Origin of the sequence: Photorhabdus sp. CRCIA-P01, from assembly GCF_003545805.1 — a bacterium.
Lineage (GTDB): Bacteria > Pseudomonadota > Gammaproteobacteria > Enterobacterales > Enterobacteriaceae > Photorhabdus > Photorhabdus antumapuensis.
Map to the genome: position 1 here is coordinate 1 of NZ_NMQR01000005.1, position 14,869 is coordinate 14,869.

At 41.7% G+C, this 14,869-nt stretch carries 14 protein-coding genes and 1 pseudogene; 10 read left to right on the forward strand and 5 right to left on the reverse strand.

Translation table 11 applies throughout. From position 1 onward, the window contains the following. The 5 genes and pseudogenes from D3222_RS04820 to D3222_RS04840 form a co-directional block, all read left to right on the forward strand. On the forward strand, window positions 1–270 hold a 270-nt coding region (locus D3222_RS04820; RefSeq protein ID WP_118985137.1), incomplete at its 5' end, for an ISAs1 family transposase. A gap of 28 nt (window positions 271–298) precedes the next feature. Next, a pseudogene (locus D3222_RS04825) lies at window positions 299–1,351 on the forward strand (serine hydrolase domain-containing protein); the annotation flags it as partial. Between the two features lie 173 nt (window positions 1,352–1,524). Beyond that, entirely contained in the window at window positions 1,525–3,114 is a 1,590-nt protein-coding gene (locus tag D3222_RS04830; RefSeq protein ID WP_118985139.1) for a serine hydrolase domain-containing protein, read from the forward strand. Window positions 3,115–3,438: 324 nt separating this feature from the next. Then, window positions 3,439–4,665, forward strand: coding sequence for an anti-phage dCTP deaminase (locus tag D3222_RS04835; RefSeq protein ID WP_255417009.1), 1,227 nt, complete (start codon window positions 3,439–3,441; stop codon window positions 4,663–4,665). Beyond that, on the forward strand, window positions 4,662–4,844 hold the full coding sequence (locus D3222_RS04840) for a hypothetical protein (protein WP_118985140.1): 183 nt from the start codon (window positions 4,662–4,664) through the stop codon (window positions 4,842–4,844). Before D3222_RS04835 ends, D3222_RS04840 begins: the two co-directional genes overlap by 4 nt. Window positions 4,845–5,181: 337 nt before the next feature. On the opposite strand, the gene uxuA is transcribed toward D3222_RS04840, so the two are convergent. From uxuA to D3222_RS04855, 3 genes are all read right to left on the reverse strand, one after another. Further along, window positions 5,182–6,369 (reverse strand): mannonate dehydratase, encoded by a 1,188-nt coding sequence (uxuA, locus tag D3222_RS04845; RefSeq protein ID WP_118985141.1) that lies wholly within the window; start codon window positions 6,367–6,369, stop codon window positions 5,182–5,184. A 103-nt stretch (window positions 6,370–6,472) separates the two neighbouring features. Next, entirely contained in the window at window positions 6,473–7,234 is a 762-nt protein-coding gene (locus tag D3222_RS04850; RefSeq protein WP_118985142.1) for an FCD domain-containing protein, read from the reverse strand. Between the two features lie 117 nt (window positions 7,235–7,351). Continuing rightward, window positions 7,352–8,332, reverse strand: a complete 981-nt coding sequence (locus D3222_RS04855; RefSeq protein WP_118985143.1) for a TRAP transporter substrate-binding protein — start codon at window positions 8,330–8,332, stop codon at window positions 7,352–7,354. 296 nt (window positions 8,333–8,628) lie between these two features. Between D3222_RS04855 and D3222_RS04860 the strand changes: the two genes are divergently transcribed. From D3222_RS04860 to D3222_RS04880, 5 genes are read left to right on the forward strand one after another with little or no spacing between them, the layout of a single operon-like run. Further along, complete coding sequence (locus D3222_RS04860; protein ID WP_232832399.1) at window positions 8,629–9,219, forward strand: TRAP transporter small permease; 591 nt, start codon at window positions 8,629–8,631, stop codon at window positions 9,217–9,219. Between the two features lie 39 nt (window positions 9,220–9,258). Then, window positions 9,259–10,716 (forward strand): fructuronate reductase, encoded by a 1,458-nt coding sequence (locus tag D3222_RS04865; RefSeq protein WP_118985144.1) that lies wholly within the window; start codon window positions 9,259–9,261, stop codon window positions 10,714–10,716. A gap of 22 nt (window positions 10,717–10,738) precedes the next feature. Beyond that, entirely contained in the window at window positions 10,739–12,163 is a 1,425-nt protein-coding gene (gene uxaC / locus D3222_RS04870; protein WP_118985145.1) for a glucuronate isomerase, read from the forward strand. Next, complete coding sequence (locus tag D3222_RS04875; RefSeq protein ID WP_118985146.1) at window positions 12,160–13,137, forward strand: sugar kinase; 978 nt, start codon at window positions 12,160–12,162, stop codon at window positions 13,135–13,137. The genes uxaC and D3222_RS04875 overlap by 4 nt, the downstream gene beginning before the upstream one ends. Further along, the gene (locus D3222_RS04880) at window positions 13,121–13,750 is read left to right on the forward strand and encodes a bifunctional 4-hydroxy-2-oxoglutarate aldolase/2-dehydro-3-deoxy-phosphogluconate aldolase (protein ID WP_118985147.1); all 630 of its coding nucleotides are present in this window, start codon (window positions 13,121–13,123) and stop codon (window positions 13,748–13,750) included. The genes D3222_RS04875 and D3222_RS04880 overlap by 17 nt, the downstream gene beginning before the upstream one ends. A gap of 97 nt (window positions 13,751–13,847) precedes the next feature. Here D3222_RS04880 and D3222_RS04885 read toward each other — a convergent pair whose 3' ends face one another. Further along, window positions 13,848–14,336 carry a GNAT family N-acetyltransferase gene (locus D3222_RS04885; RefSeq protein ID WP_118985148.1) on the reverse strand — a complete coding sequence of 163 codons (489 nt, stop codon included), beginning with the start codon at window positions 14,334–14,336 and terminating at the stop codon, window positions 13,848–13,850. Next, window positions 14,327–14,599 (reverse strand): type II toxin-antitoxin system TacA family antitoxin, encoded by a 273-nt coding sequence (locus D3222_RS04890; protein WP_118985149.1) that lies wholly within the window; start codon window positions 14,597–14,599, stop codon window positions 14,327–14,329. The genes D3222_RS04885 and D3222_RS04890 overlap by 10 nt, the downstream gene beginning before the upstream one ends. Window positions 14,600–14,869 lie beyond the last annotated feature (270 nt).

Below are 14,869 nucleotides of genomic sequence, written 5' to 3' on the forward strand. Positions count from 1 at the left end.
AGTTCGTTGCCTTTAGATGTGGAGCGGGCTGCCACGGCAATAAGAAAGCATTGGTCAGTGGAAAATGAGCTACACTGGGTTTTAGACGTCATCTTTCGGGAAGATGCTATCTCGCTTAAAGATCCTGATGGTGCAGCACAAATGGCTCTTTTTAATCGAATAGCATTAAATGTGATTAAACAAAATACGAGTATAAAAGATAGTCAAGCAGCGAAACGTCGAAGAGCGACTTGGTCAGGAGAATTTCGTAGCCAGCTTCTCTTTGATTAAATTAAATACAAAGTGGAATCCCGCCCTGGGTAAATCGTTGAGAGAATATGCGGAAGAAAATGTTTTCGTCCCATTAAAGATGAAAGATACCTTTTTCTATGATGACATAACCGAGATTATTTCTGATCGGGCGATGGGCTATGTTTATAACGAGGCGTTGCACCAATGGAGAAGATATGACCTCAACGATACGGTGGTTGGTGGCACAGGGGTTTATTCTACGGTGAATGATTTGTGTCGCTGGATCAGGGCATTTTATTCACCATCGATTGTTCAGGAGCTGTTGCCTCAATTATCTCATACACCAGATTTAACCAATGGCGATCGTAACAATTATGCCTACGGCTTGATTATTAGCCAACGTGGAGGGCAAAAGATAATACGACACGGTGGTTCTTATGGTGGTTTCAAATCAGAAACGTGTATTTTGCCCGATGCCAAATTAGGTATCGCTATTACCTCCGCAACAAATGCTGATGTTTATAAATTTATCAGGCAATGTCTTGATACATTGTTTAATACCGGTATTACTGAACCAGGCAAACAGCCTCGCCGGACCAGTGATATTGATATTACCGGTATTTTCAAAGGAATAGAGCCTTTTCCTTATATTATTACTAAAGAAGAGTGTTATTTATTAGGTAATTTGTTCGAAAAAGGTAATCCGATTATTTTTAACCCTGATGGAACATTCCAAGAAGAAGGGGGGCAAATTCGGTTCAAACCTATCATTGAAAATGACAATGTTATTGCACTGGAACAGATTAATGAAAATGGCAATGTTTTTTATTTGAAAAAGATGATTGATAAAGGTGATATCGATATTCAGCGATTGTCAGGACGATATTATAATCACGAAACAGAATCTATTATCAATATTGAAGTATTCGGTGATGATATTTATATTGATGCAGTTATCTTGCCTGGGAAAAAAGAAACCTTACGGTGGATTTATGGGAACAGTTATTTTCTTCCGGCTACAGAGTTGATTATTGATTTTGAGTTTAATTCTGATACAAATGAACCTCGTATTTATGTCAATGATGGATATTGTTGGAAGATAGAGTTCGCCCTAGTTTAATTTAATTGATAGGGTTGTAAACACGAATTGGGAACAGTGTTTCTCTGTCAGGATGGATTATATTAAATTATAATTATTTTGGGCAGAATGGTCATATTCATGTTCTGTCTTATTGCATCGTATTATCAGATTGTATATATGTTCTTTTTATATAACCTTAAATAAGGAAATTAATGATGGAATCTACTATATCCACAAATAAAATTAAGTTGCTTCTCAAGAAAATAGATGAATTGGTTAATATTGAAAATAAAAAAAAGGGTGGCGCTCTCGCGGTTGCTGTTACCCACGGAAATGAAACCATTTATAAGCGTTATATCGGGCAAGCCAGCATTGAACATTCTGCTGCTGTAACCCCAAATACGAAATTTTATATGGCGAGTGTCTCAAAACAATTCACCGCTTTCTGTATTGCTTTGCTGGAAAAAGAAGGAAAGCTTAACGTCAAGGATAAAGTTGAAAAATATGTGGATTATTTCCCGGCACATTTCTCTGGTATTACCATTGAGCATCTTATTCATCATACCAGTGGGTTACGGGATAAATATGTTCCTTATGGCTTGGCAGGTAAAAACTCAGATTTTGACCACCGCAGTATGGGTTTATTGAGGAAACTGATTCAACGGCAACAAAAGCTTAATTTTACGCCTGGGGAATATTTTAGCTATACCAATACGGGCTATAATTTGTTGGCGGAAATTATCAAAGTGGTTTCAGGTAAATCGTTAAGAGAATATGCGAAAGAAAATATTTTTATTCCATTAAAGATGAATAATACCTCTTTCTATGATGATGTGACTGAGGTTATTTCTGACCGGGCGATAGGTTATGTTTATAACGAAGATGCAAATCAATGGATAAGATCGGAGCACAACGATTCAACTATAGGGAGTGCGGGGTTACGCTCTACAGTCAGTGATTTATGTCGCTGGATGAAAGCATTTTATTCACCATCGATTGTTCGGGATATGTTGCCGCAATTATCCCGTACACCAAATTTAACCAATGGCAATCGTAACAATTATGCTTACGGTTTGATGCTTAGCCAACGTGAAGGGCAAAAGATAATACGGCACGATGGCTCTTATGGTGGTTTTAAAGCTGAGGTTTGTGTTTTACCTGATGTTAAATTAGGTATCGCGATTACTGTTGCAACAGGTATTAATACCGTTGAATTTACTAATCAATGTCTTAATGTATTATTTAATACTGATATGACTGAACCAGAGCATTGCCGAACCAGTAATATTGATATCACCGGTATGTTCAAAGGGTCAGATCCCTATCCCTATATTATTACCAAGGAAGATTGCTATTTATTAGGTAATTTATTCGAGAAAGGTAATCCGATTATCTTTAACGCTGATGGAACATTCCAAGAGAAGGGGGGAGAAATTCGATTCAGACCTGTCATTGAAAATGGCAGTGTTATCGCACTGGAACAGATTGATGAAAATGGCAATGTTTATTATTTGAAAAAAATGACTGATAAAAGTGATATTGATATTCAGCGATTATCAGGCCGCTATTATAATCATGAAACAGAGTCGATGGTAAATATTGAAGTATCCGGTGATGAGATTTATATTGAGGCGGTTATCTTGCCTGGGGAAAAAGAAGTCTTACGGTGGGTTTACGAAAATAGTTATTTCCATCCCAGTACTCAACTTATTGTTGATTTCGAATGGGATTCTGATACGGATAAACCTCGCCTCTATCTAAATGATTCACGTTGTTGGAAGATAGAATTTATCCCGGTTTAATTGATAGGGTTGTAAATATGAGTTAAGAGCTGTGTTTTTCTGGAAGGATGAGGAGATTAGATTGAGATCATAAAGATATTTTCTATTTAATCTATTTATTTTCAGGCGGAACTATTATGACGCTGTTCTGCCTGTCCGATCTGATTGTAATATTTTAATTGCTTCATAGATTGTTTTTGGATTATATTCTCATCGTCCTTGATAGGTTAAGGATACACCTTGCCTCTAATTAGAGATACAATTTAGTTTTTATTATAATAGAAGGGAGGTAAATTTATGGAAAAGGGTAAATTATGTGATGTTAGTTAATATTCCTAACGGGAGATTAGTCAGGATAATTCTATATTGGCATTAGCTGCGGCAGCAAAGATAAATAAAGGAAGAGGAAAGAAAAATGCTTTACCAATACCATCGGTCAGGAAAGCATATATTATAAATTCTCTTAAACACCCGGATGAGGTCAATGCGTTAAGGGATATTTATGCAAATGGATTTTTTCTGATAGGTGTATATACGAGTGAGTCTCAGAGGATAAAAAATCTTACCGTCGATAAATGTATTGATGAAGTAAAAGCTAAAGAGTTAATTAATCGTGATTCTAACGAGGGGAATAAGTGGGGGCAGCATACCCGAGATACTTATGAGTTATCTGATTTTTTTGTAAGTTATGATGGAAATAAAAATAGGACCGACAATAATATATGGAGAATATTAGATCTTATTTTTGGTAATCCATATGTTACTCCAACCTTTGATGAATACGCGATGTTTATGGCTTTTTCTGCTTCGTTACGATCTGGAGATCTTTCCCGTCAAGTTGGTGCTGTATTAACAAAAGATAAGAATATAATCTCAACTGGGGCTAATGATGTGCCACGGTTCGGCGGAGGATTATATTGGCCTGATTATGTGGGAGATGTAATCGAAGATGCTGAAAATGGTAGAGATTATAAAATAGGCGAAGATTCAAACGCGAAACAGAAAAGATTAATTATTGAAGATATACTTAAAGATATTTTAGATGAACAAAAGGAAGTATTTAAGGAGTATCTCCTAAAAAGCAAGATAAAGGATATTACCGAATATGGCAGAGTTGTTCATGCTGAAATGGAGGCAATCTTAGCATGTGCAAGAAGTAATATTAGCACTCATAATGGGATATTATATTGTACTACATTCCCTTGTCATAATTGCGCAAAACATATCGTTGCTAGTGGTATAAAACGAGTTGTCTATATTGAGCCTTATCCTAAAAGTAAAGCTTTTGATTTTCACCCTGATTCTATTTCAATACCTGAAGAAGAGATTTCTAATAGTAAAGTGATTTTTGAACCATTTGTGGGTGTTGGACCTCGATGTTTCTTCAATTTGTTCTCTACAAATTTAGGGGTAGGTTATAAAATTAAGAGGAAAGACCAAGATGGTAAGGCTGTTAAATGGCATAGAAAAAATGGAAAACTCAGAATGCAGATGCTACCATTATCCTATATGGAAAGAGAGGCGCAATCATTAATTAACGTGGATAACTTAATAGAGGAGTTAAAAAAATGACTGAGAAAGAAGAGTTTTTAGCTTATATAGCCGAAATGAAAAAAATAGTTGAGCAATGGCCAGATTGGAAAAAAATTGGACTGAGGACTCCTCGTAACCCGTATATGTTCCGTAGAGATAATATTGTTCCTAATCCTGAGGGTTATACGACAGATGAAGCTAAAAATAAATTGGCATAACCTATTATTATTTATTGGAAAATATGTGGCCCGATAGGAATTTTTTTACTCCAAATTTATATATTAATAAATTAACTAAAATAATAAATTAAAATTTTAGCTTAAAATGAACCTGTATATATACCCTATGGATTTCAAGATGCATCGCGACGGCAAGGGAGCGAATCCCCGGGAGCATAGATAACTATGTGACCGGGGTGAGTGAGTATAGCCAACAAAGAGGCAACTTGAAAGATGACGGGTATAAAGTTGTAGTCAATTACTTTAATGTAACTTCATCTAAATAAAGTAACCCTTTATAGGGTTACTAATAAATACAGTTAATTACTTAAACCCATTATTTACTTTCAAAAAACGCTCGTCTTAAACCTAATTCCAGACCACGAATTTCTGCCAAACCTTTTAATCGGCCAATACAGGAATAGCCGGGATTAGTCTGTTTTTTTAGGTCATCAATTATTTGATGGCCGTGATCAGGGCGCATAGGTATCAAACGGTTATCTCCAGCCGCCTTACGGCGATATTCTTCACGCAGGATTTCCATCACTACGTTATACATATCCACATCACCTGCCAGATGAGCGGCTTCATGGAAAGTTTTGCTGTTTTCTTCCCGTTGGGTGGAACGCAGGTGAGTAAAATAGATTCGGTTGCCATAGCGTTTAATCATTTCGACCAAATCATTATCACCACGAACACCATAGGAGCCGGTACACATGGTAATGCCGTTAACCGGGCTGGGTTCAATGGTGGTGAGCCATTCAATATCTTCAATAGTGGAAATAATACGTGGTAAGCCCAGAATAGGACGCGGCGGATCATCCGGGTGAATTGCCAGACGTAAACCATATTTTTCACATACAGGAACAATCTGGTGCAGGAAATAAGTCAGATGCTCACGTAGTTTATCGTGGGTAATATCTTTGTAGCGATCCAATTGCGCCTGAAATTCTGCTAGTGTATAACCTTCTTCGGCCCCCGGCAGACCGGCAATAATATTTGCAGTGAGTTTGTCAATATCAGCAGCAGACATATTGTCATAATAGACTTTTGCTTGAGTTTGCTCTTCAACGGTGTAATTAGCTTCTGCATCAGGCCGTTTGAGGATATAGATTTCAAATGCGGCAAAGGAAATTTGATCAAAACGCAGGGCTTTAGAACCATCAGGGAGAAGATATTCAAGATCGGTACGTGTCCAGTCCAGCACGGGCATAAAATTATAGCAGACGGTATCGATGCCACATTCCGCCAAATTTTTCAGCGAAGTTTTGTAGTGATTAATCCATTGCTGATAGTGACCGGTCTGGGTTTTAATCTCTTCATGAATAGGCACACTTTCAACAACTGACCAGATAAGCCCCTTATTTTCGATGAGGGTTTTACGGGCCAAGATTTCGTTTTTGCTCCAAATATGTCCGTTAGGAATATGGTGCAATGCGGTAACAATGCCGGTTGCACCAGCCTGACGAATATCATCTAAAGAAACAGGATCATTTGGGCCGAACCAACGCCAGGTTTGTTCCATTGTTATTTACCTTTATGCAAACGCCAGAATGAAAAACAGTCACCAGAACAATATTCACCAGAACAACAGGATATAAAAACTCATTTATTAATTATTTCGTAAATTAATTACGCTTCTTTGCTATTTCATAGGGATATGAATTAAAGAGATAACCGTCGAAATAAGGATCGTCAACATCAGACAATTCCAGTAAACGTAATTTCACATTTTCCAAATGTTGCCACATTGCTTGTTTGGCTGCCGCCGGATCTTTCTTGATCATAGCGGATAAAATGATCTGATGATCATGCAGCCACTCTTTACGATAATCTTTATCACTAATTCGGGAGTGTAGCTTCTGCCACATGGGATTATTTTCCCGCCATGCCCAAGATTGTTTAAGCAGTTCAACCAACATGCTGTTATGGGTGGCTTCCGCAATCGCCAGATGGAATTCTCTGTCACCGGATTCATCTTCACCGGAGGCCAAATCTTCGGATTCTTTTTGTAATGCTCGACGCATATTAGCAATGTTATTTGGCGTCACTTGCATGGCGGCAAATTCGGCAATATTACTTTCCAGTAATTGGCGAGCTTGTAATAGCTCAAAAGGTCCCGCTGCGTTAACTAAACATGAAGAGCAAGTCGGCAGGTGAGGGCGGTTAATAATATAGATTCCGGAACCTTTGCGGACTTCAATCAGGTTTTCTAGTTCGAGCATAATTAATGCTTCACGCACAACGGTTCTGGAAACTCTTAATAATTCAGCAAGTTCTCGCTCTGGAGGTAAGCGATCCCCAATACGATATTTTTGGTTGGCAATCATCTCTCTTAACGAGATGCCAACTTCTTGGTAAGGACGTTTTGGCTCAAATAAATGCTTCATTGTGTCACTATTGTTGTCATGATTATCGATGGTATTGTGTAGATAATAGTCAAAAATGGAAATTGGTCAACCAAAAATGCCGGTTAAAGGTGAAGGCCATTTGGCCTTCACCGATGATTATCTGACTGCGCGGATGCGTTCTACCATACGGTAAAGTATTGGATCGCTTTTCTTAATGTCGTCGTACATCGGTTTGACCGCTTCTTCAAACGATTTTTTATCCACATCGACGAACTTAACGCCAATTTTTTCTGCATTCTGGCGCTCTTTCTCCTCTGATTTTTCCCATAATTTCGTCATATATTGAGAGGAGTTAATGGCAGCATTGATGAGAATTTTTTGTTGTTCCGATGACAGCTTATTTAGCGATTTATTAGAAATAACAAGGACGTCTGGCACCATCGTATGCTTATCCAGTGAGAAGTATCTGGCAACCTCACTGTGACGGCTCAGGCTAAAAGAGGGAATATTGTTTTCGGCGGCATCTACCACACCCTGTTGTAGAGCAGTATACAGTTCGCCGTAAGCTAGTGGTGTTGGGTTACCGCCTAAATTTTTCACCATCGAAATAGCTGTTGGGCTAGGCTGAACCCGAATTTTCATACCTTTTAAATCCGTTGGAGTACGGATAGGTTTTTTGGCGTAGAAACTGCGAGCGCCTGCTTCATAATAGGTTATGCCAATAAAGCCACGGTTTTTGCTGGATGTCAGAATCTCTTTGCCAATCTCGCCGTTTTTAATTTTTTCGTAATGGGCCTTATCGCGGAACAGATAAGGTAAGTTAAAAGCAGAATAAGCGGGCGAAAAAGCCTCCAGTTCCGCGGCATTGGATTTGACTAAATCCAATGCACCATTTTGCATCAGTTCCATCGATTCCCGTTGGTTACCCAATTGTGCGTCTGGATAGATCCGAATACGAACATCACCATTCGTTTTTTGGCGAACTTCATCAGCAAATTGCGTCATTGCCTTGTGCACTGCGTGATCGCGGTTATGGTTATGGCTGAGTTTTAATGTTGTGACTGCCATAACTTGTGATGCGCTTAAGGCGAACATCGCACCAATTACAGTAGATAAAATACGCTTGGAATTGTTCATTGTTCGTTCTCCAATTGTTGTAAACAGGTTACGGGCACAACTGAACTGACGGCTAAACCATAAGCATCACTTCGGATTTCGTCAAAAAGTAAAAGCGATTTGGTTGACCAATGTCACAAAATAATCGGGTAAACTGGTGAACCAATCAGTTTGTGATCCCGCTCACTGGATGTTTTTTTGACCTGGATCTTATAATCCAAGCAACGTAAAGCTTCCTTTACTGATTTTGGTCAGACAGTTTGCCTATTTGGTCAATCAAATAGAGCATACGTTGAGGCCAATAAGGATAAAGCCCCGTGAAAAACCTTGTGTATTGCCTCAATAAAGGTTTGGCATTTTTTACCGTCAGTCTTTTCGTTTTTTTGGTGTTTTGTGTCACATGGCAGGTGGTTTCCCGCTATGTGTTTGGTACGCCGAGTACAGTAACGGATGAACTTGCCCGTTATCTGTTTATGTGGCTTGCCATGATTGGCGCGGCATATACCACAGGTCAACATCGCCATTTAGCTATCGACCTGTTAACGATGAAACTTAAGGGTATAGGCAAAAATAGTGTGGGTTTGGTTATCCAGGCCGCGATCGCGCTGTTTGCTTTGATCGTGCTGGTGTATGGCGGATCGGTATTGGTGATCTCAACCCTTGAAACCGGACAAATCACCCCTGCGCTAGGACTACAGATGGGATATGTCTATTTATGTCTGCCAATCAGCGGTGTTCTGATGATCTGTTATGCGTTGTTTGTTGGTTGTTCTATCGGTGAAGTCAGTATTAATAAAGTATTGAAACCTTTGGTACCCATGTATTGCGCTTTGGTTATCGCGTTGATGTTGGTGACCTTTATACCGCAACTGAGCTTGTGGTTGCCTCAGATGTTACTGAACTATTAATCATTCAGGTAATCCGCGTCATTAAACAGGAATTGTTCTATGATCCGTAATATAGCCAACAGCAAAATCAATCCCGCTATTTCTCTGCCTTCTTATGATCGTCAAAAATTGGTTACCCGTATTGTTCATCTGGGATGTGGTGCTTTTCACCGGGCACATCAGGCCGTTTTTACTCACCAGATGTTGGAAAAAACCGGCAGTGACTGGGGAATTTGTGAAGTCAGCTTGTTCTCTGGTCATCGGTTGATTCAGCAACTTGAACAGCAGGATTGCTTGTGTACTATCGTGGAGAAAGGGGCGGATAAAACCGAGCTAAAAATTATCGGCTCTATGATTGATGCTTTACACCCTGAGTTTGTCGGTCAGCAAGGTATTCTGGAAACTATCGCGCAGCCGCAAGTGGCGATTGTTTCCCTGACGATTACCGAAAAGGGGTATTGTATCGATGCAGCCAGCGGCAAGCTGGATGTGAATAATGCATTAATTCAACGGGATTTAGCTAACCCAACCGAACCGACATCGGCCATTGGTTATATTGTCGAGGCGCTCCGTCTGCGTTATGAACGTGACTTGCCGCCATTGACGGTGATGTCCTGCGATAATATCAGGGAAAATGGCAAAGTTGCTCGTGAAGCGGTGGTGGGTTTTGCCCGTTTACGTGATGAAACGTTAGCGCAATGGATTGAACGGAATGTGACTTTTCCATGCACCATGGTTGACCGGATTGTTCCTGCCACCACGCCAGAATCGTTGGAAGAGATAGCCGAACAGTTAGGTGTATACGATCCCTGTGCAATCACCTGTGAACCTTTTCGTCAGTGGGTGATTGAGGATAATTTTGCCAATGGCCGCCCAAACTGGGATATGGCAGGTGCCCAATTCGTTAAAGATGTGCTGCCTTTTGAGACCATGAAATTACGCATGTTAAACGGTAGCCACTCATTTTTAGCCTATCTGGGCTATTTGGCGGGATATACGCATATTGCTGACGCTATGGCGAACCCCGATTACCGGCAATCTGCCTTGAATCTGATGTTGAAAGAACAAGCGCCAACCTTGACGATGCCGGTAGGAACTGATCTTTTCCAGTATGCTCATCTGTTGATTGAGCGTTTTAGTAATCCCAACCTTAAGCATCAAACCTGGCAGATAGCAATGGATGGCAGCCAGAAATTGCCACAACGTATGTTTGATGCTGTCACTTATCATCTGGCAAACGGTAGCGATTACCGCCATTTGGCCTTGGGTATCGCCGGGTGGATGCGTTATGTCGGCGGTAAAGATGAGCAGGGCAACTTGATTGATGTGCGCGATCCACTGGTTGACCAATTTACATCTATTTACCAGCAATATGGATTATCTGTTGATGTGGTTCCCGCATTGCTGGCGATTTTTGGCAACCCATTGTTAGCTGATGCGCATTTTGTCCGGGCAGTTACCGAAGCCTACCAGCTATTATTAGAGCGTGGTGCCTGCCACGCTGTGGCGACACTTTGATTTGTCTGACAGGGAAAGAGATATGAAAAATTTTATGTGTGAAGATTTTCTTCTGAACAATGAAACTGCCCGTCAGCTATATCATGAACATGCCGCAGATATGCCGATTTATGATTATCACTGTCATCTTAATCCGCGTGAAATTGCTGAAAATCGCCGGTTTGATAACCTTGGTCAGATTTGGCTAGAAGGGGATCACTATAAATGGCGGGCTATGCGCTGTGTGGGTATTGATGAATCGTTGATCACAGGTAAGCAAACGCGTGATGATGAAAAATATCAGGCATGGGCAAAAACAGTACCGTTGATATTAGGGAATCCGCTTTATCACTGGACCCATCTAGAATTACGTCGTCCATTTGGTATTTCCGGGAAATTGTTCGGGCCGCAAACCGCTGATGAAATCTGGTATCAATGCAACGAAAAGCTGGCAACCCCGGAGTTTTCAGCGCGTGGCATTATGCAGCAAATGAATGTGCGTATGGTCGGAACAACCGATGATCCGGTGGATTCTCTGCAATATCACCGCCAGATCGCCGCAGATGACAATTTCGATATCGAAGTATTACCCAGTTGGCGTCCTGACCGCGTATTTAAAATCGAGTTGGTGGGCTTCACGGATTACATCAAACAGCTTGAAGCCGTGGCTGATGTATCGATTGCTGCTTTTACTGATGTGTTGAAGGCGTTGGAGCGTCGGCTTGAGCATTTTGCTGTTCATGGCTGCCGGGCGGCTGATCACGGCATAGAAAATCTGCGCTATGCTCCCATTCCTGATGAAACGGTATTAGATAGCATCCTGCAAAAACGGCTGGCAGGGGGCACTCTCTCTGAGCTTGAAATTGCACAGTACACCACGGCGATTCTGGTATGGCTTGGCCGGCAATATGCCGCCCGTGGTTGGGTGATGCAAATGCATATCGGCGCGATTCGCGACAATAATAGCCGTATGTTCCGCTTACTTGGCGCGGATAGCGGCTTTGATTCCATTGGTGATAACAATATCGCTTGGCCGTTATCTCGTTTGCTGGATAGTATGGATGTGACGGATGAGTTGCCTAAAACGATTCTTTACTGTCTGAATCCACGAGATAACGAAGTGATTGCAACAATGGCCGGTAACTTTCAAGGTGGTGGTATTGCCGGTAAAGTGCAGTTTGGTTCGGGCTGGTGGTTCAATGATCAGAAAGATGGCATGTTGCGTCAGCTTGAACAACTTTCCCAACTTGGGTTGCTGAGTCAATTTGTGGGTATGTTGACCGATTCTCGTAGCTTTCTTTCATACACGCGGCATGAATATTTTCGTCGTATTCTGTGTAACTTGTTGGGGCAATGGGCAGAGCACGGCGAAATTCCTAATAACAAAGCCATGTTAGGGCAGGTGATTGAGGATATTTGCTTTAATAACGCCCGCCGTTATTTTGCCTTGCCGGGAGAAACCCCATGAAGCAGATTGCATTCCTTGGTGAATGTATGATTGAACTTAATGGTGCCCCTTTCGCTACCATGCATCAGGCTTTTGGTGGTGATGTCCTGAACAGTGCGGTTTATTTAGCGCGTGCAAGCCAACAGAAGATTGCTGTTCATTTTGTGACGGCGTTAGGTATGGATTCGCTCAGTGAAGGAATGATCACACGTTGGCAAGACGAAGGTATTGATACGCATCTGGTTTTGCGTGATCCGGCTCATCAACCGGGATTGTATTTGATTCAACTTGATGAACTGGGAGAGCGGACCTTTCTGTACTGGCGTAATGATTCCGCTGCCCGTTATATGGTGCGCCATCCTGATTTCTCTTCGGTTATGCAAGCATTGCAGCAGATGGATGCCGTTTATCTCAGTGGCATCAGCCTGGCTATCTTGCCTGTCGATGATCGTGAAAAGCTACTAAACTTGCTGGCTGAACTGGCGGCGCAAGGAAAAACCATCATTTTCGACAGTAATTACCGTTCGGCATTATGGAAAAGTGTGGAAGAAACCCAAATTTGTTATCAGAAATTACTCGCCTTTACTTCTCTGGCTCTGGTGACAGATGACGATGAATGTAAGCTGTGGGGCGATAAATCGGTTACAGCAACCATGATTCGTCTTAAACAGGCAGGAGTTAAAGAAGCCATTATTAAAGCGGGGGCTGTCGGCTGTTATTATCAGCATTTGGAACGGGACACTCCGATTGAGCTGATCCCAACGGCGCCGGTTGTTAACGTGGTCGATACTACGGCGGCGGGAGACGCCTTTAATGCTGGGTTTCTGGCCGGGTTTCTGACGGATTGCCCGATACAACAAGCGGCAATCATGGGGCATCGTCTTGCTGGTAGCGTTATTCAGCATAAAGGGGCGATTATTCCAATTAGTGCCACTAAGACAGTGACGGACAGTTTTTTTAACAGCGGAGAGAAAATTGATGAAACAGATGATTGAACAGTTACGCCAGTTAAAAATTATACCTGTGATTGCTGTTGACCGAGCGGAAGATATTATTCCGTTAGGTAAGGCATTGGCTGACAATGGCTTGCCGGTAGCGGAAATTACTTTCCGTTCTGCGGCAGCGGCGGAAGCTATTCATTTGTTGAGAGAGGCTCAGCCGGATATGCTGATTGGCGCGGGTACTGTTCTGAATCGTGATCAGGTGGTTGCTGCGAAACAGGCTGGTGCCGATTTCATGGTTTCTCCGGGTTTTAATCCAAATACAGTCAAAGCCTGTCAGCAATTGAATATTCCTATTATTCCGGGTGTGAATAATCCAAGTGCGATTGAAGGCGCAATGGAATTGGGGTTAAAACTGCTGAAATTCTTTCCGGCGGAACCTTCCGGTGGTTTGCCAATGATTAAAGCGATATTAGCACCTTATACTGAATTGCAAATTATGCCTACTGGGGGGATCGGACCAAACAATATCCGCGATTATCTTGCTGTACCGCGTATTGTGGCATGTGGTGGCTCATGGATGGTTAGTCAAGCGCTGGTGGATAACCGAAATTGGCAGGAAATTGGCCGCTTGACTCGTGAAGCGGTGGATTTGGTTAAATGGTGATATTTGAACTTCTAATGACCTGTTATTTAATTATCTGGTAAGCTTAAGCGGTTAGAAACAGAGCAAGAGAACTCGCCATTTTTACGGTGGGGAGCAGTCACTTCTGTTTGCCTAATGGAAGCATCAGCGTGTATGGCTCCAACGGTGACTGGGCGAAGCCAAGACGCGTATAGAACGTTCGAGCGCTTTCATCAAGTGCGTGGACGATTATAGCCGAAATGCCCACCTGTTCTGCCGTGCTGGCGACACGCTTCCAAGCATCTTGGAGAAGCAATGCCCCGAGCTTCTTCCCCTGATATTCCACATCGACAGCCAGACGGCCGAGAAGCACTACAGGGATAGGATCTGGCATATTGCGTTTAAGCGATGGTGTAGATTCAATATGATTAATTGAACCGGCGCTTAGACAATAATAACCGATAACGTCTTTTGTGCCTTCCTTGCAAATAACAAATGTGCGGTTCGCGCCGAGCTTATTATTTTTTAAAGCCCGGCGTGAAAGCCATTCGTTTAATATTTCATGCTGGCAATAAAAATCATTTATATTATGTTCAGCTGTTAATATTTCGGGTGTGCTTATTCCCACGGAGCTTTATATCCCATCAGTTTTTTAAAACCTTCATTATCAGAAAGCGGTTGCTCCAGCATCTGCATGAACACATGGTATTTTTCGTTGTTAACGAAAAAGTGGCGCTGATCGAGTATGGCATCTTCGGCTGCGCGGCAGGCAGCATCCAAGATGAAATCAGTTCGGGTCTTTGAGAGCAGGTTTGCTGCATGGTCAATCAGCTCCCGCTGGAAGGCTTTCGCCCGGATGTTGATCGGGGTTTCTTTAGGTTGTGTTCTCATAAATCACCTGTGTAGCAAATTGGTAGACAGCCATTATAACAGTTGTGTAATTAATAGATATACACTTGGCGTCTCTATTTGAAATCTTATGAAACGTGAGCATGCTGGGTTACCCAAAATATATATACCCGTTATCTTTCAAGTTGCCTCTTTGTTGGCTGCACTCACCCACCCCGGTCACATAGTTATCTATGCTCCCGGGGATTCGCTCCCTTGCCGTCGCGATGCATCCTGAAATCTATAGGGTATATAAGATAAAAATAATATAGA